Below are 20,437 nucleotides of genomic sequence, written 5' to 3'. Positions count from 1 at the left end.
TGACGGGCGTTGGGGAGACTATGAGCGCGCGGATCGAGGGTGGCGAGGCTGACGTGGCGTCAGGCTCAGCGCCGCTCCAGCACGCGGAACACGAAGGGGAAGTCGTCGCCTTCGCTGGCGGGATGCTCTTCGCGCCGGACCTCGACCCAGGCGCTTTCGTCGAAGGCGGGGAAGCGCACGTCGCCCTCAACCTCGGCCTGGACCTCGGTCAGATACAGGCGGCGGGCCTTGGGCAGGGCCATCTCGAACAGGGCCGAACCGCCGATGACGCAGACCTCGTCGACGCCGTCGTCCTCGGCTTGCTCGCGGGCGATCTGGGTCGCTTCCAGGAAGCTTTCGCACACGATGGCGCCGTGCGGCTCGAACGAGCCGTCGCGGGACAGGACGATGTTGGTGCGGCCGGGCAGGGGCTTGCGGGGCAGGCTGTCCCAGGTCTTGCGGCCCATGATCACGGGCTTGCCCAGGGTGGTCTGCTTGAAGATCGCCAGGTCCGACTTCAGCCGCCAGGGCAGGTCGTTGTCGCGACCGATCACGCCGTTCAGGGCCCGGGCCACCGGGCCGACGGTGAGGATGACGCTCATGCCGGCTCCTTCAGCCAGGCCAGCCACTTGGCGTCCACGGCCGCGTCCAGGTCGACGCCGGCCTGACGGCAGTAGATCAGCAGCATGCACAGCACGTCGGCGGCTTCGGCCGCGCGGTCGGCTTCGCTGGCCTCGCCCCGGCCGCGGCCGGTGAGGCGCAGGTGCGCCTGGGACAGCTCGCCCAGCTCTTCCTGCAGCTTGATCAACGCCCAGTCGCGGTCCCGGTCGATGCCGAAGTTGGCGGCATAGATGTCCGACACGGCCATGACCTTGTCGGAGAGGGCGGCGAGCGGACGGGACATCAGACCGAAACGGCGGCCTTGATGTGAGCGTGCGCCTCGTATCCTTCCAGCTGGAAGTCCTCGTAGGCGAAGGCGAACAGGTCGCGCTTGTCGGCCACGTTCATGGTCGGCAGTTGAAGCGGCTCGCGCGTCAGCTGGGTGCGGGCCTGATCCAGGTGGTTCAGATAAAGGTGTGCGTCGCCCAAGGTGTGGACAAATTCGCCCGGCTGCAGGCCGACGACCTTGGCCACCATCAGGGTCAGCAGGGCGTACGACGCGATGTTGAAGGGCACGCCCAGGAACACGTCGGCGCTGCGCTGGTAGAGCTGGCAGGACAGCTTGCCGTCGGCCACGAAGAACTGGAACAGGCAGTGGCAGGGCGGCAGGGCCATGTCCTCGACGTCCGCCGGGTTCCAGGCGGAGACGATGTGGCGGCGGCTGTTGGGGTTGGTCTTCAGGCCTTCGATCAGGCGCTCGATCTGGTCGATGCTCTCGCCGTTCGGCGTGGCCCAGGAGCGCCATTGCTTGCCGTAGACGGGGCCAAGCTCGCCGTCCTCGTCCGCCCACTCGTCCCAGATGGAGCAGCCGTTCTCCTTCAGCCAGGCGATGTTGGTCTCACCGCGCAGGAACCACAGCAGCTCAACAATGATGGAGCGCAGGTGCAGCTTCTTGGTGGTCAGGACCGGGAAGCCCTTGGACAGGTCGAAGCGCATCTGCCGGCCGAACACGCCCAGCGTGCCGGTGCCCGTGCGGTCGCCGCGCTGCACCCCGTTGTCGAGGATGTCCTGAAGCAGATTCAGGTACTGGCGCTCGGGGTGGTCCGAGGCGGCCGGCGAGGGCGGGTTCAGGATGGTGATGGCGGTCATGGGCGTCTCCGCCCACACCCTCGGGCCGAATCACCCTCGGGGACAATGTCGGCCGGGATGGTTCTCCACAGTCCTTGCCCGCTCATCCCCGCGAAAGCGGGGATCCAAGCTGCGGCTCAGTATGGGCTCCCGCCTTCGCGGGAGTGAGCGGAGAGAAATCAGCCCGCGAACCCGTCCTCTTCCAGGAATGCCTGCTCCTCGGCCGTGGTCTTGCGGCCAAGCTGGCGGTTGCGGTGGGGGAAGCGGCCGAAGCGGGCGATCACCGCATGGTGGTGCTTCGCCCACTTGGCTATTTCGGGGTCGCCTTGCTCCTCGGCCAGGGCGTTGAAGTGGGCGAGAGCCTGGTCCTGGTCGGCCATGGCCTCCGAATGCTGCAGCGGCAGATAGAGGAAGGGGCGCAGCTTCGGCTCCAACTGCTTGTCGAAGCCGGCGGCGAGCGCGTCCCGCGCCACCTTGCGGGCCAGGGGATCGGTGGCGAAGGCGTGGCCGGAGTTCCGGAACAGGTTGCGGGGGAACTGGTCCAGGGTCAGCAACAGGGCGAGGGCTCCCTCCGGCGTCGCCGCCCAGGCGTCATATTCCCCGCGCGCGGCGGCGAAGTGTGTGGCTTCGAACCGCAGGCGGATTGCGTGGTCGAAGGCGTCGCTCTTGGCGAACCACTTCTCGGGCCCCGCCTGGATCCAGAAGCCGATCACATCCTGCGGCGTCGCCATGGGCTCGATTCTCCTGCGTCACATTCAAGCGCGGTTCATGCGCCGGGGCCCATTAGATCGGGGCAACGGGCGTGGGCCGAGTTCCGATCATGGAAACAGCCCACGCTCCTGGAGTTAGACCATGAAGCGTTTGATGACGACCGCTTTGACCCTCGCCCTGATGGCGACGACCGCGACCGCGGCCCTCGCTCAGGAACGCGGCGGGCGCGAGCGTGGCGGCGGTCCGCGCGAAGACCGTGGCGGCCGCCAGGAACAACGGATGGAGCGCGGTGATCGTGGCGATCGCGGCGGCGGCCGTGGCGACTGGGGCGGTGATCGCGGCCAGCGTCAACGCCCGGAAGCCGGCAGCCGTCCGAACTACACCCCGACCCAGGCGGCCCCGACCTCTCCGCCAGCCTACACTCAGCCGCAGGCCGCGCCGCAGAACAGGGGCGACCGCGACTGGAATCGTGGCGGCGAACGCCGGGACGACAACCGCAATGACGGTCGCAACAACGGCCGCCCCGATGGCCGGAATGACAACGACCGCCGCGGAGACCAGAACCGCGACTGGAATCGGAGCGACTATCGCTGGAACGACAACGACCGGCGCGGCGACGACCGTCGGGGCGATGACAATCGCCGGTGGGATAACAACCGCCGGGGCGACCAGCGCTTCGACCGCGACTACCGCCGCCCGTCGCAGCTGCGCGACCGCGACCGGGGGCGCGGCTGGTACAACGAGCGCAATTGGCAGCGCAGCTATCACGCGCCCCGCCGGTTCCGCGCTCCGGTCTATCGGCCGCCCGCCGGCTGGTACGCCCGCAGCTGGGGCTATGGCGACTTCTTGCCGCGCGGCTGGTTCGGGTCGAACTACTACCTGAACTGGGGAACCTACGGCCTGGGCCTGCCGCCCATCGGCACGGAATGGGTCCGCGTCGGCCCTGACGCCTTGCTGGTCGACATCTGGACCGGCCGCGTGCTCAGCGTCTACTACGGTCTCTTCTGGTAGGAGAGGATCAACCCCGACCTTCACGGTCGGGGTTTTTTCTTTCGCCAAACCGCCGTCGGCCTTGACGGCGGCGCAAAAAAACGCTGGATAGCCCCGCTTTCGCCGGGCAGACATTGCGTGATCCGGCTTCTAACGACCTGTCAGGAGAATAAACATGCGCGTCTATTATGATCGCGACGCCGACCTCGCCCGCATCCTGGACAGGAAGATCGCGATCGTAGGCTATGGCTCGCAAGGCCACGCCCACGCGCTGAACCTTCGTGACTCGGGCGCCAAGAACGTGGCCGTCGCCCTGCGCGCCGGCTCCCCGACCGCCAAGAAGGCGGAAGGCGAGGGCCTGAAGGTCATGACCGTGGCCGAAGCCGCCGCCTGGGCCGATCTGATCATGATCCTGGCGCCCGACGAGCATCAGGCCGCGATCTACAAGAACGACATCGCCCCCAATATCCGTGACGGCGCGGCCCTGCTGTTCGCCCACGGCCTGAACGTCCACTTCGGCCTGATCGAGCCGAAGGACACCATCGACGTGCTGATGGTTGCGCCGAAGGGCCCGGGCCACACCGTGCGCGGCGAGTACCAGAAGGGCGGCGGCGTGCCGTGCCTGATCGCGGTGCATCATAACGCCACCGGCAACGCCCTGGACCTGGGCCTGGCCTACGCCAGCGCCATCGGCGGCGGCCGCTCGGGCATCATCGAGACCAACTTCCGCGAGGAATGCGAAACCGACCTGTTCGGCGAGCAGGCCGTCCTGTGTGGCGGCACGGTCGAGCTGGTCCGCGCCGGCTTCGAAGTGCTGGTGGAAGCCGGCTACGCGCCGGAAATGGCCTATTTCGAGTGCCTGCACGAGCTGAAGCTGATCGTCGACCTCATGTACGAAGGCGGCATCGCCAACATGAACTACTCGATCTCCAACACGGCCGAGTACGGCGAATACGTCACCGGCCCGCGCATCATCACGCCGGAAACCAAGGCCGAGATGAAGCGTGTCCTGGAAGACATCCAGTCGGGCAAGTTCGTCCGCGACTTCATGCTGGAGAACCAGGTGGGTCAGCCGAGCTTCAAGGCGACCCGCCGCCGTTCGGCCGAGCACCAGATCGAGGAAGTCGGCGGCCGCCTGCGCGACATGATGCCCTGGATCGCCAAGAACAAGCTGGTCGACACCGCCCGCAACTAAGCGGCTTCGCCAGCTCCCGGGGGAGAAGCCCTCTGCCGTTCGACGGCAGGGGGCTTTTTCTTGCCGCCTTCACGGGCGTAGATGGTTCATGCGTTCCATTCGATCCCTGTACCTGGCCGGCCCGCAGCCCTGGCTTCCCGATCCCGCGCGCCACATGGGCCTGCAACGGGCGCTTTGCGACGCCGCCGGCCTGATCGCCCTGCTGCCCGACGAGGGCGGCTTGCTGGCGCAGGAGCCCTCGGAGATCGTCGCGCGCCAGATCTACGCCGCCCGCATGGCGGCCATGCGCCAGGCCGACGCCGGGGTGATCGACCTGACCCCCTGGCGGGGGCCGAGCGCCGACCCGGGCGCGGCCTTCGAGGCGGGGGTTCTGTCAGGCCTGGTCAAGCCGGTCTTCGCCTACATGAACATCACCGTCGATGACGACGCCGACCTGGCCACGCGGCTGTCGGGGTATGTGGGCGTGGAGATCGGCGAGGACGGCGAGGCCTACGACCAGGACGGCTGCCGCATCGAGGACTTCGGCCTGCCCGAGACCCTGATGCTGTGGGCCGAGGCGCGGCGCCTGTTCATCGTCGTGACGGACGATCCCCTGCGCGACCTGACCGGACTCCAGCTTTGTCTTGAGGCCATCCGCCAATATGCGGGGTAGAGCACGCGGGTTAGGCCCAAGGCAGAGCGGCTTCACCCCTCAAGATCGCTTCGGCTTCGTTCGTATGCTTGGCGCCGCCGCGCTCGTGCATCACCAGCGGCGGAAGCAGGACCAGCGGGGCCTTCCCCGTCTTGATCGCCCGCACCAGCACCCGCTTGGCCGGCTGATCGGCGAAGGGATAGATCGGTCTGATCTTGAACGAGCCCGCCTTGGGCGACAGCAAAGCCAGGATATCCGCCAGCCGGTCGGCGCGGTGGACGATGGTGATGGTCCCGCCTTCGCGCACGGCCTTCAGCAGGAAGCCGGTCCAGGCCTCCAGCCCGCCGTCGGCCATCCAGGCGCCGGTCTTGGCCTCCGACGGGGCGCGAAGGGCCTTGGGGTCGTCGAAGAAGGGCGGATTGGCCATGGCCGCGTCGAAGGGCTCCACGCCCAGGGCGCGAAAGCCGGTCTGAACATCGCCGTCCAGGATCGTCGCCCGGTCGCTCAGGCCGTTCAGCGCGCTGTTCTCCCGCGCCAGGGCGGCGGCGGCGACATCGCGCTCCAACCCCGTGAAGCTTGCGCCGGATCGCCGCACCGCCGCGGCCAGCAAGGCGCCGCCCGCGCCGCACCCGGGTTCGATGACCCGCGCTCCATCTGGCGCATCACAGGCCGCAGCAAGAAGAGCAGCGTCGAGTCCGGCCCGATAGCCTCCCGCCGCCTGCCTCAGGCGTACGCGTCCGTTAAGCACACTATCTTCGGCGACGTCGTTCACGGCGAATTTTCAAGCCTTGCCCTCGGTTCCCCCCTGACCTATCCCGACCAGTAGGACCCTCGCAACGTCGACCGATGTTCGAGGAATTTGTGGAGCGCTAGTTTTGGACGCAGCCGTCACGGCTCCTGCTCGTCGGCCCGGATCGGTCGATCCAATCGTGCGCCTTTCGGCGGGCGACATGGTGAAGGTGAACGCCCTCATCACCGACCGCATGCAGAGCGACGTCGCCATTATTCCCGCGCTGGCCGATCACCTGATCGCCGCAGGCGGCAAGCGCCTGCGTCCCCTGATCACCGTCGCCGCCGCACGTCTGGCCGGCGCCACCGACGACAACGGCCTGAAGCTGGCCGCCGCCGTAGAGTTCATCCACACCGCCACCCTGCTGCATGACGACGTGGTCGACGGCAGCCAGCTGCGCCGCGGCAAGGTCGCCGCCCATCTGATCTGGGGCGGGGCGCAGAGCGTTCTGGTCGGCGACTTCCTGTTCGCCCGCGCCTTCGAGCTGATGGTCGAGACCGGCTCGATGAAGGCGCTGGAGATCCTGGCTCGCGCCAGCCGCGTCATCGCCGAAGGCGAGGTGCTGCAGCTGACCCGCAGCCACGACCTGAACCTGTCGCAAGAGCTCTATATCGAGATCATCGCCGCCAAGACCGCCGAGCTGTTCGCCGCCGCCGCCGAGGCGGGCGCCGTTTCGGCCGGGGTCGAGTCGGTGAAGACCGCCGCCCTGCGCGCCTATGGCATGAACCTGGGCCTGGCGTTCCAGCTGGTGGATGACGCCCTCGACTACGGCGGCACGACCGAGTCTCTGGGCAAGAACGCCGGCGACGACTTCCGTGAGGGCAAGGCGACCCTGCCGCTGCTGCTGGCCATCGCCCGCAGCGGGGCCAAGGAAGCCGATTTCTGGGAACGCACCGTTGGCCGTCGCGAGCAAACCGACGCCGACTTCGCCCGCGTGCGCGAGCTGATGATCGGCACAGGCGCCATCGAGGCCACCCTGGACCTGGCCGCCGACTATGCCGAGGCCGCCAAGGCCGCGCTGAAAGGCTTCCCCGCCAATGACTGGCGCGACGCCCTGGAGCAACTGGCCGACTTCTCAGTCAGCCGTCGGGCCTAGAGCCCGCGCCCCAGCTCTGACAGAGTGCGGGGATGATCCGGTTCATCCTCAATCTCCTGTGGTTCTTCTTCGGCGGCTGGCTCGCGGGCCTGCTGTGGCTGTTCGGCGGCCTGCTGCTCGCCATCACCATCGTCGGCCTGCCCTATACGGGCGCGGCCTGGCGCATCGCCGGCTTCGCCTTCTGGCCGTTCGGCAAGGACGTGGTCTCGCGCTCGGCCATCAACGGCGGCGACATCGGCACCGGGCCGCTGGGCTTCCTGCTGAATGTGATCTGGTTCGTGCTGGGCGGGTGGTACATCGCCCTGGCGCACCTGATGATCGCCGTGGCCGAGTTCATCAGCATCATCGGCATCCCCTTCGCCCTGAAGGACCTGCAGCTCGCCCGCATCGCCTTCGCCCCGATCGGGACGGCGGTGGTTCGGAAGTAGTCAGAAGCCGGTGAACATCCGGTCGAGCGCGCGACGGATGGCGTCCTCGTGTGTTTGCAGGCTGCTGACTCGATGTTTCAGCGCAGCGGATGTCATGCTGAATAGCTCACTGATCGCCAGCGTGAGGTGCAGGCCCTCGATCTCGACGGCGATCTCCAGATCGCCAAGCATCTGGCTTACATCGTTGATGGCGGGAGCAACGACGACCTCCGACAGGCCGTGCAGATGATGAGATGACAGGATCACCAGATAGGGCGCGATCCGTGCCGCCGTCGGAGAGGGGTTTCGATAAACGTCAAACTGACGCAATCACCACCGCCGGAAATGGTCAGAGATCAGGCCCCGGCGCTCGATGCGCTCATTGTGCTCTTTGATCGCTTCAGCGTTCTCTTCCGCCCAGCGCCGCGCTCGGGCTTCGGCGCCGGCCGGATCGATCTTCTGCAATAGCAGACGAAGCTGGGTTTCGCTGAGACCGACGACCGAAACGCCAAGCTTCTTGGCCTGCGAAAGCAGTTCCGGGTCGATCTCGATATTCAGGTCAACCTTGCCCATGGCGTGAAGCGTAACGCGGTTTCTGATCCCGCGCTACGCTCCGCCAAGGCCTCAGCCCGGGCTGACCATCTTTTCCGGACGGACCAGTTCGTCGAACTCTTCGTTGGTCAGGTAGCCGCCGCCGACGGTTTCTTCGCGCAGGGTCGTGCCGTTCTTGTGGGCGGTCTTGGCGATCTTGGCGCAGTTGTCGTAGCCGAGGCGGCCGTTCAGCGCCGTGACCAGCATCAGGCTGTTCTCGACGCCCTTCTTGATGTTGTCGATGCGCGGCTCGATGCCGACCACGCAGTTGTCGGTGAAGCTGACCGCGGCGTCGGCCAGCAGGCGGACCGACTGCAGGAAGTTGTAGGCCATCACCGGGTTGAAGACGTTCAGCTCGAAGTGGCCCTGGCTGCCGGCGAAGGTGACGGCGGCGTGGTTGCCGAACACCTGCACGCAGACCTGGGTCAGGGCTTCGCACTGGGTCGGGTTGACCTTGCCCGGCATGATCGACGAGCCCGGCTCGTTCTCCGGCAGGGCCAGTTCGCCCAGGCCCGCGCGCGGGCCCGAGCCCAGGAAGCGGATGTCGTTGGCGATCTTGAACAGCGAGGCGGCGACTGTGTTGATGGCGCCGTGGCTGAACACCATGGCGTCGTGGGCGGCCAGGGCCTCGAACTTGTTCGGGGCGGTGGTGAAGGGCAGGCCGGTGATGCCGGCGATGGCTTCGGCCACGCCCTCGGCGAAGCCGATCGGGGCGTTCAGGCCGGTGCCGACGGCGGTGCCGCCCTGGGCCAGCTGCATCAGCTTGGGCAGGGTCTGCTCGATGCGCTCGATGCCGTTGGCGACCTGCTGGGTGTAGCCGCCGAACTCCTGGCCCAGCGTCAGCGGGGTGGCGTCCTGGGTGTGGGTGCGGCCGATCTTGATGATGTCCTTCCACGCCTCGGCCTTGGCGGCCAGGGCGGCGTGCAGGTGCTTCAGCGCCGGGATCAGGTCGTGGACGATCTGCTCCGCGCAGGCCACGTGCATGGCCGTCGGATAGGTGTCGTTCGACGACTGGCTCATATTGACGTGGTCGTTCGGGTGGACGGGCTTCTTGGAGCCCATCTCGCCGCCCAGGATCTCGATGGCGCGGTTCGAGATCACCTCGTTGGCGTTCATGTTCGACTGGGTGCCAGAGCCGGTCTGCCAGACGACCAGCGGGAAGTGGTCGTTCAGCTTGCCTTCGATGACTTCGTTGGCGGCGGTGACGATGGCCTTGGTCAGCTCGGCGTCCAGCTTGCCCAGCTTGTGGTTCGTCTCGGCGGCGGCGCGCTTGACCACGCCCAGGGCGCGGACGACGGGCAGGGGCTGCTTCTCCCAGCCGATCTTGAAGTTGCCGAGGCTGCGTTGCGCCTGGGCCCCCCAGTAACGGTCGGCGGCGACTTCGATCGGGCCGAAGGTGTCGGTTTCGGTGCGGTTGGCGGTCATGTGCTCAATCCCCTGAACGCGTGTTGGGGCGGTTTAACGGGCCGGGGGGCGACTGCAAAGCCGTAAGGCTCTATGGAGCCTCATGGATGACGGCTGGACACATCACGGCAAGGTGCGCGCGCGCGAGATCGACGGCGTGCTGGAGCTGGTCGTCGACGGCCTGACGACCCAGGCCAAGTACTACAAGCCGCTGATCTACGAGTTCTTCCGCAAGGCCTGGCGCGGCTCGCGCCCGGCCTGGGGCGAGTTCTCGGTGGAGATCGGCATGGACTATGTGGGCGAGCCGCCGTGGCTGGACCTCGACAATCTGGCCAAGGCCCTGCTCGACTCCATCAAGGGCTACGCCTTCCATGACGACGCTCAGGTGGCCCGCCTGCTGGTCCAGCGCCAGCCAGGCGAGCGCGAGCGCATCACGATCAAGGTCTGGAAGCTGTCCTAAAGCGCCCTTGGACGCTCTCTAGACGCTCCAGGGGAACAGCGCGCCCCAGAAGGCCAGCAGCAGCGAGAAGGCGGTGAAGATCACCGTCGTCACCGAGAAGCGCAGCTTGCGCCACGGCGTCCAGCTGTCGACCCGACGGCCGCCGCGCCAGACGATCGGCAGGACCAGCAGGGTCGCCACCGACAGGATCGCCGCCACAAGGGCGCAGGCCGAGGCGATGATCACCAGCGGCGAGGGCCAGTTGTAGAAAACCTTGACCACATCGCTGGCCGCCGACTGACCCCAGGCCGCGAACAGGGCGGCGGCGGTCAGCCACAGGATGGCCTGGGTGGTCTGCATCAGGCTGGCCTGGCTCTGGATCGAGGTCTGGCGCAGTTCGCGGTGATCGCGGGTGAACAGACCGACCAGGGTGGCGATGGCGGCGATCAGCGCGATCGCGGCCATGAGGACCAGGGTGTTGGTGCGGTTGAACAGTCCGACACGCTCGTAGGTCGAGGTGCCCGAGGCGGAGAAGTACCGCACCGCGCGGCCGTTCTCGACGACGAAGACCAGGGTCTCCGGTCCGTTGACCGCCTGGAAGACGCCCTCGCGGCCCGTGGCGCGCCAGGCGCGTCCGTCCCCGTCGCCGCCGACGATCAGTTCGCCGCGGGCGTTCACGCTGACCTGTGTCTGGCCGCTCAGGTGGCTGACGAAGCCTTCCAGCCCGCCATAGGCGCGGCGGGTGGTCAGGTACGTGCCTTCATAGACCGATGCGTCAGCCTTGAGCGTCGGCGGTCCGGCCAGCGTCGGAGCGGGGCCGTAGAAGCGCTGGACGACCATGCCGGGCAGGGCGCTGACCAGATCGCGGCCGCCGTCGGTGTTGGTGGAGACGAAGACGCCGAGGTTCAGCTCCGGAACCACGACCATCATCGAGAAGAACGACAGGGTCGCGCCGCCATGACCGTAGCCGCGACGCCCGCCGGGCAGGGCGACGTCCATGAAGCCGTGGTTCCAGCCCGCGGCGCCGGCGGCGGGCCGCCAGGTCTGGCCGGAGAAGGCGGCCGCGGTGCGCGGGCTGTAGAGCGGCGCGCGGTCGGCGCCGAGCGAGCCGTTGTTCAACAGCACCAGCATGTACTTGGCCATGTCGCCGGCTGTGGACGAAGCGCCGCCCGCCGGGGCGATCTGGCCGATGAACTCGTAGGGGCGCGACTGATAGCCGCCGCCGGCCCAGTGGAAGCCCTGGGAGGCGTCAGCCGCCAGTTCGGCCGGCATGGGCAGGGGCAGGCCGTCGCGCTGGTCGCGCGCCTCGCGGAAGGTGGTGCGCCACATGCCGAGCGGATGGAAGATCTGCTCTTCGGTCAGTTGTTCGAATGGCTTGCCGGTGACGTTGGACACCGCCTCGCCGGCCAGGCCCACGGCGTAGTTGGAATAGGACGGGACCATGCCCGGCTCGCGCACCCGGCGGACGCGCTCCTTCTGGAGATAGAGCTCCAGCGGGCGCACGCGGTTGGCGTCACGTTCGAAGAGCTGGCCCAGGGCGCGGTCCTCGAACCCGCCGGTATGCGTCATCACATGGCGAAGCTGGACCTGCTGTTTGAAGCCCTGGTCGCGGATGTGCAGGCGCTCCGGCAGATAGAGGTTCATGGGCGCGTCGAGACGCATGCGCCCGGCCTCGACCTCCTTCATCAGGGCGACCCAGGTGAAGGTCTTGGAGATGGAGCCGATGCGGAACAGGGTCTTGTCCGGATCCACCGGCTTGACCGGATCGAGGCTGGAGACGCCGTAGCCCTTCTTCAGGACGACCTGTCCGCCCTGGACCACGGAGACGGTGACGCCGGCAAGGTGGTCGTCGGCCATGGAGCGGCCGACGACCCCGTCCACATAGGCTTCGAGCTGCAGCGGCGTGAGGGGCTGGGCGGCCGGAGCGGCGGGGGCCGCCGTTGCCGGTGCGGGCGTGACGGGCGTTGCGGGACGCGGTGTGGCCGGAGCCGCCGGACGGGGAGTTGCGGACGGTTCGACCTGAGCCTGGGAGACTGGCGCGAGGCTGAGCGCGCCGAGAGCGGCCGCGAGGAAAACCTTGGCGTTCATGCGCACCGACACCTGCTCTACCTCGTATTGATTCACGGCTGACCTGATCCCTTGATAGGCACAGTCGGCGGTCATGGGTAGCGGCGCCGGAGGGGGAAACCGCAATGAATGACGAGATGCTCTACGAGGAGCTCGAAGTGCCTCCCGCCGCGCGGGGCCTGGCGATCTGCTACTGGCGATTCCGTCTTGGCGACGACGTGGCCGGGCCGGTGGAGCATGTGATCGTGCCGGACGGCGTGACCTCGCTCAGCGTGGCCGTGGCGGCGACCGGCGCCTCGCCGCTGTTGTGCGCGGGGCCGACCCGTATCGCTCATTCCGTTCAGGTGCAGGCCGGCGTGGTCTATGGCGGGGTGCGATTGGCCCCGGCGGCGGGAGCCGCCGTGCTCGGCGTCCATGGCTCGACCCTGCGCGGCCACATCGGGCCGTGGGTGGGCGGCGACAACCGGTTGGGCGGGCTGCGCGAAGCGCTGGTTGAACTGGCCCGTACGGGTGTGACGCAAGCGGCGGACATGCTGCTGACCCAGTGGGCGAAAACGCTGTCGACCGACGAGGCGGTGGGCCGCGCCGCCGACCTCCTGATCGACAGCGGAGGGCGGGCCCGCATCGCCGACGCCGCCGATGCCTCGGGCCTGAGCGAGCGTCAGCTTCGGCGGCGCTTCTTCGACGTCGCGGGCCTGACGCCCAAGGAGTTCGCGGGCGTTCGCCGTTTGCGTGAGGCCTGCATCCGGGCGGTGGCGGAGCACGAGACATGGGCCTCCGCCGCGGCCGGCGCCGACTATGCCGACCAGGCGCATCTGAGTCGCGAGGTGCGCAGCGCCTTCGACCAGACCCCGCGCCGGATCGCGAAGCACCTGCGTCGGATCGATCACCGCTTCCTGGGCTGATGGCCGAAAGTTTCAAGATCGGTGATCGTTCGCCGCATAGGGTCCGGGCCGGATCTGGGGAGACTACAATGCGCCACTTTGCAGCCGCCGCCTTCTCGCTTTTCGTCGTCGCCGGGGCGCAGGCCGCCGAGCCGACGACGCCTCATGAGGCCATAGCGCCGCTGAAGCCGCTGGTGGGGCGCTGGGAGGGGCAGGGCTGGATGAGCACGCCGGCAGCGGGCCGCCAGACGTTCATCTCGCAGGAGATCGTCAGCGAACGGGTAGGCGGCGCGGCTCTGTTGGTCGAAGGGCTGCACAAGAGTTCGACCCCGCCCAACGCCGTGGTGCATGACGCCATGGGGGTGATCGTCTGGTCGCCGCGCGACAAGGCCTATCGCTTCCGCACCAATCTCTCGACCGGGATGTACGGCGATCATCCGATGACGGTGGAGCCCGGCAGGTTCACCTGGGGCATGACAGTCGGCAATGGCGGCAAGGTGGAGTACGTTACCGAATTCACCGCCGACACCTGGCGTGAGACCGGCCGCTACAGCCCCGACGGCAAGGTCTGGACCCCGATCTTCGAGATGACGCTTAAGAAGAAGTAGGCCCGCTAGGGGCTGGCGGGCTTGGTGAAGGCGTAGAGCGGCAGCATCGGACGCAGGCCGCCGCCGATCCAGACCTGGGGCTCGGACGGCGGTTCGGCCTTGGTCTCGATCTCCTTGGCGGCGACGCAGGCCTTGGTTCCGTTGGCCAGGGCGACGAAGTCGCGGGCGGTTTCGGTGGTGCGCAGGAAGCACTCGTCGAAATAGGGGTACTTGTCGCTCTCGCCGCAGCCGAAGGATGCGCGGTCGGGACGTGCGGCGGTCATCACCATGCGTTGCGGTCCCGATAGCGGATCGATGAACACGCCAGAGAAACAGGCCGAGATCACCGCGATCACGGGCCGCCCCGGGCAGGCTCCCTCGATCATCGCCGCCAGCAGGGCGGGGGACAGGCGGCCCTCGCCGAAAGTGATGCCGCGCGGCTCGCCATGGGAGGTGAAGTAGAGCAGGCAGCCGGCCTTGGCCGTCCCGCCGGTGGCCTTCAACTGTTCGTACACCCCACGCAGGTCGGCCTTCTGCGGGCGGGGCGCGGCGTACTTCTCCGGCTGGACCGAGAACTGGCTGATGTTGGCGGGATTGAAGCCCATGGCGGCCAAGCGGCCGCTGACGTCGCGGCGGGCGTTGTCGAAGGCTTCGGTCACGCCGCCGCCGTGGGCCGCATTGTCGGCGGCGACCACCACGGCGGCCCAGTTGGCGAAAGGGCTGGCGGCGGAGGCCGGATTGGAAAAAACGAGGCCGGGCAGGGCCAGTGCGAACGCCAGAAAGACCCCCGCCAGACCCCGCATGCGCCTACTTCCTGAACTTCGCGAAGGGCGTGGGCATGGCCGTTCCTGTCGCCTTGGCCACCAGCCGGCCCTCGGCGTCGAACAGCTCGCCCTCGGTGAAGGCGATGGTCCTGCCCCATTTGACGACCCGGCCGATCCCGCGAAGCTGACCCGGCATGGCGGGGCGCAGGAAGCTGGTCTTCATCTCAAGCGTCGGGGCCACGCAGGTCATGCCGGATGTGACGAGGCACGCCACCGACATGCACTCGTCCAGCATGACGCAGACATAGCCGCCCTGAACCTGGCCCATGGGGTTGGACAGCAGGTCGGCGCGGGCGTCGAAGCCGACCTCGACCTCGCGCTCGGCCTGGCTGACGCGGACAAGCTTGAACCCGACCGTCCTTGAGCCGGACGGCTGGTTTGTCGAGCGCTCGAACCGCTCGAGGATCGCCTCGTCGGTCAGGCTCTCTGGCGTGTCCGAGGCGACGTCGCTCACTTCTTCCGGAACTGGTCCAGCGAGACGACCTTGGGGCCGTCGTCGTCACCGCCCGCGCGGGGCGGCGGGGTGGGCGAGGGAGCGGGCTCCTCGGCCACGTCCTCCACCTCGAACTGCAGGACGAACTGCACGCTCGGGTCATAGAAGCGGGTGACCGCCGCGTAGGGGATCACCAGGTTCTTGGGCTGGCCGCCAAACTTCAGCGTCACCGAGAACTGCTCGGGCGTGACCTCCAGGTCCCAGTACTGGTGCTGCAGGACGATGGTCATCTCGTCCGGGTACTTGCCGAGCAGGTCCTGCGGCCCCTCGACGCCCGGAGCCCGGGTCTTGAAGGTGATGTAGAAGTGGTGGTGGCCGGGAAGGCCGCTCGGATGGGCGGCGCGCTCCATGGCGGACCGGATGACGCCGCGCAGCGCCTCCTGGGCCATGGCCTCATAGTGCATGAGGTCTTCGGGCGGCTTTTCCTGGGCCATTCTCAAATCACGAACAGAAGTTGAAAGCAGCGGCGAAACTAGCGCGTCGGCAAGGGCGCGCAAGGCCGCTTTCGCAAAAGCGCGTCGGCGGTTTCGAGACAGCAAGAAATGGAAGTGGGGAGGTTCTGTTGCCAGGCCCTCCCCGAGCCCCGCCTAGGGATCTGAACCCCTAGGACTTTAAGGTCGAAATCAACCTAGCGCTTACGCAGCCAGGCGGACTTCTTCAGCGAAGTTATCGTTCGCATTTAGAAAATGGCCCGATGCGGCGGAACCATGCCGAGAGAAGGCATACACCTTTACACGTCTGTCGATGCTGATCGGCCCCGCATCATCCGGCGATAACTCCGGAAGGTTTTGGTGGAGCCGCCGGGAATCGCACCCGGGTCCAGTCCGCTTATTACGTGCGCGTTTATCTCCATAGTCCGGGCGAACCCGGACCCTCTCAATATAGGGTGCGTCGGCTGGAATTGCACCCCCTTAGGGGGTCTTGGCCGCCTCCAGTCGTCCGCCCCCCGCGATCACGGCGTCATAGGCGCGGCGCTCGGCCGAGAAATCGGCGGCGTTGGGAAACAGCACGTCGATTCGCGGATCGCGCCCCAGGGCGGCGGAAACCAGCGGCGTCAGGATGTCGGCGATCTGGCCGATCTCGGCAGAGTCGCACGCGCGGCGCAGGTGCCGGACCTTTCGCGTGGTCACCAGAGTGACGTCCCAGGAGGTGCCGTCCAGGCAGATGCTCGACACCGATCCCTGGCCGTCGAGGACCACGACCCGGCGCGGCGAGTCCCAAGACGGCAGGGAGGGAAGGGCGCGGAACGGTTCGGTCGACGCCAGCTGCGCATCCACGTCCACACGGCGGCCGATCTCCGGCGAACAACAGCCCAGTCCGGCGCGGGCCTGGACGAAGGCGTGTCCGTCGCGACGGACAGTGACACGGATGACGGTCTGCTCGACACGCCGAGACGGCCTGCGCCAAAGCTCAACGACCATCTCGTCACGTTCGAGAATCTGGTTCTGAAGCGGCTGCAGGCCCCACAGTCGATACAGCAGCGGCTCCACGCCGTTGTCGACGGCGGGCAAGCTCGCGCCTTCTGCCAGGCGGCGGCCGGCCAACGGTTCGCGGTCTGGTGAAGGGCGTTCGACCCTGGCGGACCACCAGTCCTTCGGATCTGGCGCGGGCGCGGCCTGGGCCTGAAGCAGAAGCGCGAGGGCGGCTGCTGTCAGGCTCATGGCGGCTACATCCCCTCGGCGCCGCGCTCGATGGAGAGCACGCCGGTGCGGGAAAGTTCGACCAGGCCCAGAGGACGCATCAGCTCCACGAAGCTGTCGATCTTGGTCGGGGCGCCGGTCAGTTCGAAGACGAAGGACTCGGCGGTGGTGTCGATGACCTTGGCGCGGAAGATGTCGGAGACGCGCAGCGCCTCCACCCGTTCCGGCCCCACGCCGCGCACCTTGACCAGGGCCAGCTCGCGCTCGACGCCGTTGGGATCGCGGGTCACGTCATGGACGCGGCGAACGGCGACGACCTTCTTCAGCTGCTGTTCGATCTGCTCGATCACGTGGCGCGTGCCGCGGGTCACCACGGTGATGCGGCTGGTGTGCGCCTTGCGGTCCGTCTCGGCGACGGTGAGGCTTTCGATGTTGTAGCCCCGGGCCGCGAACAGCCCGACCACGCGATGCAGCACCCCCGGCTCGTTGTCCACGAGCAGGGCGAAGGTGGCGGTGTATTCCGACGCGTCGGCGGTCACGAGGTCGTAGGCGGAGGCGGGCGTAAGGTCGCTGGGCATGTGGCCTCTTAAACCAGACGCCGGCCGGCTTCGTCGATGACCTTGGTGATGTCCAGGTCAGCGTCGTCGGGCAGGATCATTTCATTGTGCGCCTTGCCCGAGGGGATCATGGGCAGGCAGTTCTCGTGCTTCTCGACGCGGCAGTCGACGATGACAGGCCCGGCGGTGTCGATCATCCGCTGGATGGCGGCGTCCAGTTCGGCCGGATCGTCGACCCGGATGCCGGTGGCGCCATAGGCCTCGGCCAGCTTCACAAAGTCGGGCAGGCTGTCGGAATAGGAGTGGCTGTAGCGCTCGCCGTGCAGCAGCTGCTGCCACTGGCGGACCATGCCCATCCATTCGTTGTTCAGGACGAAGATCTTCACCGGCGTGCCGTATTGGATCGCCGTGGACATCTCCTGGATGCACATCTGGATCGAGGCTTCGCCCGCGATGTCGATGACCAGGTCGTCCGGGAAGGCCATCTGCACGCCGATGGCGGCCGGGAGGCCGTAGCCCATGGTCCCGGCGCCGCCCGACGTCATCCAGCGGTTCGGCTCCTGGAAGCGGAAGTACTGGGCGGCCCACATCTGATGCTGGCCGACCTCGGTGGTGATGCGGACGTTGCGGCTCTTGGTCAGTTCGTACAGACGCTCGACGGCCTGTTGCGGCTTGATGGTGGTCTCCGACGCGCGGTAGCGCAGGCACTGGCGGGCGCGCCAGCCGTCGATCTGACGCCACCAGTCGTCCAGCGGGCCGCGATTGGCTTCGTGGCCGCCGGCCTTCCAGGCGGCGATCATGTCTTCCAGCACCGCGCCGCAGTCGCCGATGACCGGGATGTCGACGCGGACGTTCTTGTTGATCGAGGACGGGTCGATATCGATGTGGATTTTCTTCGAGCCGGGGGAGAAGGCGTCCAGCCGCCCGGTGACCCGGTCGTCGAAGCGCGCGCCGACGCAGATCATCACGTCGCAGTCGTGCATGGCGTTGTTGGACTCGTAGGTCCCGTGCATGCCGACCATGCCCAGCCAGGCCGGGTCGCTGGCCGGGAAGGCGCCCAAACCCATCAGGGTCGAGGTGACCGGCGCGCCGGTGATGGCGGCGAACTCGCGCAGCAGGGCGCTGGCCTTGGGACCGGAATTGATGACGCCGCCGCCGGTGTAGAGGATAGGGCGGCGGGCGCCGGCGATCATGCGGACCGCCTCGGCGATGCGGCCGGCCTCGGCGCGGACGCGCGGCTCATAGCCGTGGACGGGCTCGACCTCTTCCGGGCCGTAATAGTCGGCGCGGGCGAACTGGACGTCCTTGGGAATGTCGATCAGCACCGGGCCGGGGCGGCCGGTGGTGGCGATGGTGAAGGCCTCGTGGATCACGCGCGGCAGTTCGGCGGCGTTCTTGACCAGATAGTTGTGCTTGGTGATCGAGCGGGTGATGCCGACCGTGTCCGCTTCCTGGAAGGCGTCGGTGCCGATCAGGTGTGTCGGGACCTGGCCGGTGATGACGACCATGGGGATGGAGTCCATCAGGGCGTCCAGGATGCCGGTGACGGCGTTGGTCGCGCCCGGGCCCGAGGTGACCAGGCAGACGCCCGGCTTGCCGGAAGAGCGGGCGTAGCCCTCGGCCGCATGGGTCGCGCCCTGTTCATGGCGGACCAGAACGTGCTGCAGGCGCGATTCATGGAACAGGGCGTCATAGATCGGCAGGACCGCGCCGCCCGGATAGCCGAACAGCGTCGTGACCCCCTGATCGACCAGGGCGCGGACCACGATCTCGGCGCCGGTCATGGAGCGGTCGGTCGGGGCGGCCGGTTTGGCGGTTTGCAGCGTCTGGGCGGTCATGGTGCGGTCCGAGGAAACTGGGCTGGGGGATCGGGAAAAAGAAAAAGGCCCCAGAGGGGCCCTTGTGCGCGCGACCTACTTCGTCGCGACCTTTTGAGGGGTCACGCCGCTGTCGGTCGCCTTGTAAGTACGATCTTCAGGTCGCGCACGAGTTGTTGCTCCAAATCCACGAGCGAGGAATGCCATGCCCTTTAATGGGCGTCAAGCGCCCATGCGCGCAATAAACTGCCCCCATTGGTCGTTCTGCGTGACAGCGTCGATGCGTATCCAGTCCGGGGTCTGGTTGCGGAACCAGGTCAATTGCCGCTTGGCGTAGCGCCTCGTCTCCATCTGGGCGGCGGCCAGGGCGTCGGAAAGGGAGATTTCCCCCCTGACATGAGCGGCCAGCTCGCGATAACCGACCGCTTTCAGCGCCGGCAGGGCAGGATCGAGCCCTCGGGCCTCCATGGCGCGCACTTCGTCCAGGGCGCCGTCCTTGATCATCTTCCCTAGCCGCAGGTCGCAGCGAGCGTAGAGCGCCTCGCGATCCGGCTCCAGCACGACGCCTCGCCAAGCGTCTGGCGAGATCGGCGGGACGGTGTCGGCTTGCCAGTCCGAAAGCGCTCGACCGGTGCTGCTCGCCACGGCGTAGGCGCGGACGAGACGCTGGCGGTCGCCGGACTCGATCCGGGTCTCGGCTTCGGGGTCCAGCGGGCGCAGCAGTTCGCGGAACGCCGCCTCGCCGATGGTGTCGAAGTGCTGGCCCGCGGCGTCACGCGCGGCCTCGGGCACCGGCGGCACGTCGGCCAGGCCCTGGGTGAGGGCGCGGAAGTAGAGGCCCGTGCCGCCGACCACCACGGCGGTGCGTCCCCGCGCCTCGATATCGGACAGGGTCTCGAGCGCGGCCTCCAGCCACCGGCCGACGGACCAGCTCTGGGCCGCATCGACCACGCCGAACAGATGGTGCGGCGCCTGGGCGGTCTCCTCCGGCGGCGGGCCGGCGGTCAAGACGCGCAGGCCGTCATAGATCTGCATGGAGTCGGCGTTGATGATCTCCGCGCCGGCTTCCTTCGCCAACCTCAAGGCCAGGGCCGATTTGCCGCTTGCGGTGGGGCCAGCGATGAGTGTGATCATGCGGGTCGTCAATCGCGGGTGGTGTTCGGCCGTCCGCGGAGCTCCAAGGATTTCAGGAGACATCATGTCGCGTATCGCCGCCCTCGCCGCAACGCTCCTCGTCTCGGTCCCATCCCTCGCGGCAGCCCAGTCGCCCGCTTCTCTGGAAGAACGGACGGGGTGCGCCGTTTTCCTGCTGACCGCCAACGAGATGGCGGCTCGCTTTCCTGAGATGTTCAAGGGCGACGACGCTGAAATGGCGCAGTCGATGTTCCGACTGATGAGCGCGGCCGGGGCGCCGCTTCTCGACGCTGCTTTCGCGGAAGGGGCGGCTCAGGGAAAGTCGGCGGCGGAGATGTACCGAGCGGGGCTTGGCTACAATCTGGACGCCTTTAAAGGTGTCGGCCCAAAGGACCCGAGGTTCAAGAGCCGGGGCATGGCGCTGACGAAACGGTGCATGGCGGTGGCCGCACCCAAGGACTGACGGGTTGACG

At 67.7% G+C, this 20,437-nt stretch carries 25 protein-coding genes and 1 other RNA gene; 9 read left to right on the top strand and 17 right to left on the bottom strand.

Features of this window, described 5'->3' with window-relative positions; genetic code table 11:
• Nucleotides 1–65 precede the first annotated feature (65 nt).
• The 4 genes from P7B02_RS14675 to P7B02_RS14660 form a co-directional block, all read right to left on the bottom strand.
• Nucleotides 66–581, bottom strand: coding sequence for a dihydrofolate reductase (locus P7B02_RS14675; RefSeq protein ID WP_277787086.1), 516 nt, complete (start codon nucleotides 579–581; stop codon nucleotides 66–68).
• Nucleotides 578–883 (bottom strand): phosphoribosyl-ATP pyrophosphohydrolase, encoded by a 306-nt coding sequence (locus P7B02_RS14670; RefSeq protein ID WP_277787085.1) that lies wholly within the window; start codon nucleotides 881–883, stop codon nucleotides 578–580. Before P7B02_RS14670 ends, P7B02_RS14675 begins: the two co-directional genes overlap by 4 nt.
• A complete protein-coding gene (locus tag P7B02_RS14665) occupies nucleotides 883–1,728 on the bottom strand; it encodes a thymidylate synthase (RefSeq protein ID WP_277787084.1) in 846 nt (281 codons plus the stop codon). Before P7B02_RS14665 ends, P7B02_RS14670 begins: the two co-directional genes overlap by 1 nt.
• Before the next feature lie 158 nt (nucleotides 1,729–1,886).
• Complete coding sequence (locus P7B02_RS14660; protein WP_277787083.1) at nucleotides 1,887–2,438, bottom strand: DUF924 family protein; 552 nt, start codon at nucleotides 2,436–2,438, stop codon at nucleotides 1,887–1,889.
• A 121-nt stretch (nucleotides 2,439–2,559) separates the two neighbouring features.
• Here P7B02_RS14660 and P7B02_RS14655 point away from each other — a divergent pair, with 121 nt between their 5' ends.
• The 3 genes from P7B02_RS14655 to P7B02_RS14645 all read left to right on the top strand — a co-directional run bounded on the left by P7B02_RS14655 (nucleotide 2,560) and on the right by P7B02_RS14645 (nucleotide 5,255).
• Nucleotides 2,560–3,429: an RcnB family protein gene (locus tag P7B02_RS14655; protein WP_277787082.1), complete on the top strand. Its 870-nt coding sequence runs from the start codon at nucleotides 2,560–2,562 to the stop codon at nucleotides 3,427–3,429.
• A 154-nt stretch (nucleotides 3,430–3,583) separates the two neighbouring features.
• Nucleotides 3,584–4,603, top strand: coding sequence for a ketol-acid reductoisomerase (gene ilvC, locus P7B02_RS14650; RefSeq protein WP_277787081.1), 1,020 nt, complete (start codon nucleotides 3,584–3,586; stop codon nucleotides 4,601–4,603).
• A gap of 88 nt (nucleotides 4,604–4,691) precedes the next feature.
• On the top strand, nucleotides 4,692–5,255 hold the full coding sequence (locus P7B02_RS14645) for a nucleoside 2-deoxyribosyltransferase (RefSeq protein ID WP_277787080.1): 564 nt from the start codon (nucleotides 4,692–4,694) through the stop codon (nucleotides 5,253–5,255).
• 10 nt (nucleotides 5,256–5,265) lie between these two features.
• Here the strand turns inward: P7B02_RS14645 and P7B02_RS14640 are convergent, their stop codons facing one another.
• A complete protein-coding gene (locus P7B02_RS14640) occupies nucleotides 5,266–6,006 on the bottom strand; it encodes a tRNA1(Val) (adenine(37)-N6)-methyltransferase (RefSeq protein WP_277787079.1) in 741 nt (246 codons plus the stop codon).
• A 178-nt stretch (nucleotides 6,007–6,184) separates the two neighbouring features.
• Between P7B02_RS14640 and P7B02_RS14635 the strand changes: the two genes are divergently transcribed.
• Both P7B02_RS14635 and P7B02_RS14630 read left to right on the top strand, forming a co-directional pair.
• The gene (locus P7B02_RS14635; RefSeq protein WP_277787155.1) at nucleotides 6,185–7,120 is read left to right on the top strand and encodes a polyprenyl synthetase family protein; all 936 of its coding nucleotides are present in this window, start codon (nucleotides 6,185–6,187) and stop codon (nucleotides 7,118–7,120) included.
• A gap of 32 nt (nucleotides 7,121–7,152) precedes the next feature.
• Nucleotides 7,153–7,548, top strand: a complete 396-nt coding sequence (locus P7B02_RS14630; protein WP_277787078.1) for a YccF domain-containing protein — start codon at nucleotides 7,153–7,155, stop codon at nucleotides 7,546–7,548.
• On the opposite strand, the gene P7B02_RS14625 is transcribed toward P7B02_RS14630, so the two are convergent.
• The 3 genes from P7B02_RS14625 to fumC are packed head-to-tail and all read right to left on the bottom strand — an operon-like array spanning nucleotide 7,549 to nucleotide 9,543.
• Nucleotides 7,549–7,857, bottom strand: coding sequence for a CcdB family protein (locus P7B02_RS14625; RefSeq protein WP_277787077.1), 309 nt, complete (start codon nucleotides 7,855–7,857; stop codon nucleotides 7,549–7,551). It abuts the gene before it with no gap.
• Nucleotides 7,858–8,100, bottom strand: a complete 243-nt coding sequence (locus P7B02_RS14620; RefSeq protein ID WP_277787076.1) for a type II toxin-antitoxin system CcdA family antitoxin — start codon at nucleotides 8,098–8,100, stop codon at nucleotides 7,858–7,860.
• Nucleotides 8,101–8,151: 51 nt separating this feature from the next.
• Nucleotides 8,152–9,543 carry a class II fumarate hydratase gene (gene fumC, locus P7B02_RS14615; protein ID WP_277787075.1) on the bottom strand — a complete coding sequence of 464 codons (1,392 nt, stop codon included), beginning with the start codon at nucleotides 9,541–9,543 and terminating at the stop codon, nucleotides 8,152–8,154.
• Between the two features lie 82 nt (nucleotides 9,544–9,625).
• Here fumC and P7B02_RS14610 point away from each other — a divergent pair, with 82 nt between their 5' ends.
• A complete protein-coding gene (locus P7B02_RS14610) occupies nucleotides 9,626–9,982 on the top strand; it encodes a RusA family crossover junction endodeoxyribonuclease (protein WP_277787074.1) in 357 nt (118 codons plus the stop codon).
• Between the two features lie 18 nt (nucleotides 9,983–10,000).
• Here the strand turns inward: P7B02_RS14610 and P7B02_RS14605 are convergent, their stop codons facing one another.
• Entirely contained in the window at nucleotides 10,001–12,085 is a 2,085-nt protein-coding gene (locus tag P7B02_RS14605) for a serine hydrolase domain-containing protein (RefSeq protein WP_277787073.1), read from the bottom strand.
• Nucleotides 12,086–12,153: 68 nt separating this feature from the next.
• Between P7B02_RS14605 and P7B02_RS14600 the strand changes: the two genes are divergently transcribed.
• Entirely contained in the window at nucleotides 12,154–12,933 is a 780-nt protein-coding gene (locus P7B02_RS14600) for a helix-turn-helix domain-containing protein (RefSeq protein ID WP_277787072.1), read from the top strand.
• 68 nt (nucleotides 12,934–13,001) lie between these two features.
• The gene (locus P7B02_RS14595) at nucleotides 13,002–13,520 is read left to right on the top strand and encodes a hypothetical protein (RefSeq protein ID WP_277787071.1); all 519 of its coding nucleotides are present in this window, start codon (nucleotides 13,002–13,004) and stop codon (nucleotides 13,518–13,520) included.
• A gap of 5 nt (nucleotides 13,521–13,525) precedes the next feature.
• On the opposite strand, the gene P7B02_RS14590 is transcribed toward P7B02_RS14595, so the two are convergent.
• From P7B02_RS14590 to miaA, 8 genes are all read right to left on the bottom strand, one after another.
• Nucleotides 13,526–14,302 carry a C13 family peptidase gene (locus P7B02_RS14590; RefSeq protein ID WP_277787070.1) on the bottom strand — a complete coding sequence of 259 codons (777 nt, stop codon included), beginning with the start codon at nucleotides 14,300–14,302 and terminating at the stop codon, nucleotides 13,526–13,528.
• A 4-nt stretch (nucleotides 14,303–14,306) separates the two neighbouring features.
• A complete protein-coding gene (locus P7B02_RS14585) occupies nucleotides 14,307–14,777 on the bottom strand; it encodes a PaaI family thioesterase (protein WP_277787069.1) in 471 nt (156 codons plus the stop codon).
• Nucleotides 14,774–15,250, bottom strand: a complete 477-nt coding sequence (locus tag P7B02_RS14580; RefSeq protein ID WP_277787068.1) for an SspB family protein — start codon at nucleotides 15,248–15,250, stop codon at nucleotides 14,774–14,776. The genes P7B02_RS14585 and P7B02_RS14580 overlap by 4 nt, the downstream gene beginning before the upstream one ends.
• A gap of 113 nt (nucleotides 15,251–15,363) precedes the next feature.
• Nucleotides 15,364–15,727: a transfer-messenger RNA gene (ssrA, locus tag P7B02_RS14575) on the bottom strand.
• Nucleotides 15,728–16,477 carry a hypothetical protein gene (locus P7B02_RS14570; RefSeq protein ID WP_277787067.1) on the bottom strand — a complete coding sequence of 250 codons (750 nt, stop codon included), beginning with the start codon at nucleotides 16,475–16,477 and terminating at the stop codon, nucleotides 15,728–15,730.
• A 5-nt stretch (nucleotides 16,478–16,482) separates the two neighbouring features.
• Nucleotides 16,483–17,034 (bottom strand): acetolactate synthase small subunit, encoded by a 552-nt coding sequence (gene ilvN / locus P7B02_RS14565; RefSeq protein ID WP_277787066.1) that lies wholly within the window; start codon nucleotides 17,032–17,034, stop codon nucleotides 16,483–16,485.
• Nucleotides 17,035–17,042: 8 nt separating this feature from the next.
• Nucleotides 17,043–18,851, bottom strand: a complete 1,809-nt coding sequence (locus P7B02_RS14560) for an acetolactate synthase 3 large subunit (RefSeq protein WP_277787065.1) — start codon at nucleotides 18,849–18,851, stop codon at nucleotides 17,043–17,045.
• 201 nt (nucleotides 18,852–19,052) lie between these two features.
• Entirely contained in the window at nucleotides 19,053–19,964 is a 912-nt protein-coding gene (gene miaA / locus P7B02_RS14555; protein WP_277787064.1) for a tRNA (adenosine(37)-N6)-dimethylallyltransferase MiaA, read from the bottom strand.
• Between the two features lie 64 nt (nucleotides 19,965–20,028).
• Here miaA and P7B02_RS14550 point away from each other — a divergent pair, with 64 nt between their 5' ends.
• Nucleotides 20,029–20,427, top strand: coding sequence for a hypothetical protein (locus P7B02_RS14550; protein ID WP_277787063.1), 399 nt, complete (start codon nucleotides 20,029–20,031; stop codon nucleotides 20,425–20,427).
• The last annotated feature ends 10 nt before the right edge of the window (nucleotides 20,428–20,437 follow it).

It is taken from the genome of Caulobacter segnis, assembly GCF_029543125.1.
Taxonomy (GTDB): Bacteria; Pseudomonadota; Alphaproteobacteria; order Caulobacterales; family Caulobacteraceae; genus Caulobacter; species Caulobacter segnis_D.
Note: the sequence above shows the minus strand (reverse complement) of the source record. Positions and strands in the feature narration are given on the sequence as shown.

Excerpts from the sequence above, each read along its gene's own strand:
- P7B02_RS14570 (WP_277787067.1), bottom strand. The coding sequence starts at position 16,477 with ATGAGCCTGACAGCAGCCGCCCTCGCGCTTCTGCTTCAGGCCCAGGCC.
- fumC (WP_277787075.1), bottom strand. The coding sequence starts at position 9,543 with ATGACCGCCAACCGCACCGAAACCGACACCTTCGGCCCGATCGAAGTC.
- P7B02_RS14590 (WP_277787070.1), bottom strand. The coding sequence starts at position 14,302 with ATGCGGGGTCTGGCGGGGGTCTTTCTGGCGTTCGCACTGGCCCTGCCC.
- P7B02_RS14635 (WP_277787155.1), top strand. The coding sequence starts at position 6,185 with ATGGTGAAGGTGAACGCCCTCATCACCGACCGCATGCAGAGCGACGTC.
- P7B02_RS14665 (WP_277787084.1), bottom strand. The coding sequence starts at position 1,728 with ATGACCGCCATCACCATCCTGAACCCGCCCTCGCCGGCCGCCTCGGAC.
- P7B02_RS14610 (WP_277787074.1), top strand. The coding sequence starts at position 9,626 with ATGGATGACGGCTGGACACATCACGGCAAGGTGCGCGCGCGCGAGATC.
- P7B02_RS14550 (WP_277787063.1), top strand. The coding sequence starts at position 20,029 with ATGTCGCGTATCGCCGCCCTCGCCGCAACGCTCCTCGTCTCGGTCCCA.
- P7B02_RS14595 (WP_277787071.1), top strand. The coding sequence starts at position 13,002 with ATGCGCCACTTTGCAGCCGCCGCCTTCTCGCTTTTCGTCGTCGCCGGG.
- P7B02_RS14655 (WP_277787082.1), top strand. The coding sequence starts at position 2,560 with ATGAAGCGTTTGATGACGACCGCTTTGACCCTCGCCCTGATGGCGACG.
- ilvN (WP_277787066.1), bottom strand. The coding sequence starts at position 17,034 with ATGCCCAGCGACCTTACGCCCGCCTCCGCCTACGACCTCGTGACCGCC.
- P7B02_RS14645 (WP_277787080.1), top strand. The coding sequence starts at position 4,692 with ATGCGTTCCATTCGATCCCTGTACCTGGCCGGCCCGCAGCCCTGGCTT.
- P7B02_RS14600 (WP_277787072.1), top strand. The coding sequence starts at position 12,154 with ATGAATGACGAGATGCTCTACGAGGAGCTCGAAGTGCCTCCCGCCGCG.
- P7B02_RS14630 (WP_277787078.1), top strand. The coding sequence starts at position 7,153 with ATGATCCGGTTCATCCTCAATCTCCTGTGGTTCTTCTTCGGCGGCTGG.
- P7B02_RS14560 (WP_277787065.1), bottom strand. The coding sequence starts at position 18,851 with ATGACCGCCCAGACGCTGCAAACCGCCAAACCGGCCGCCCCGACCGAC.
- P7B02_RS14580 (WP_277787068.1), bottom strand. The coding sequence starts at position 15,250 with ATGGCCCAGGAAAAGCCGCCCGAAGACCTCATGCACTATGAGGCCATG.
- P7B02_RS14660 (WP_277787083.1), bottom strand. The coding sequence starts at position 2,438 with ATGGCGACGCCGCAGGATGTGATCGGCTTCTGGATCCAGGCGGGGCCC.
- ilvC (WP_277787081.1), top strand. The coding sequence starts at position 3,584 with ATGCGCGTCTATTATGATCGCGACGCCGACCTCGCCCGCATCCTGGAC.
- P7B02_RS14675 (WP_277787086.1), bottom strand. The coding sequence starts at position 581 with ATGAGCGTCATCCTCACCGTCGGCCCGGTGGCCCGGGCCCTGAACGGC.
- miaA (WP_277787064.1), bottom strand. The coding sequence starts at position 19,964 with ATGATCACACTCATCGCTGGCCCCACCGCAAGCGGCAAATCGGCCCTG.
- P7B02_RS14670 (WP_277787085.1), bottom strand. The coding sequence starts at position 883 with ATGTCCCGTCCGCTCGCCGCCCTCTCCGACAAGGTCATGGCCGTGTCG.
- P7B02_RS14620 (WP_277787076.1), bottom strand. The coding sequence starts at position 8,100 with ATGGGCAAGGTTGACCTGAATATCGAGATCGACCCGGAACTGCTTTCG.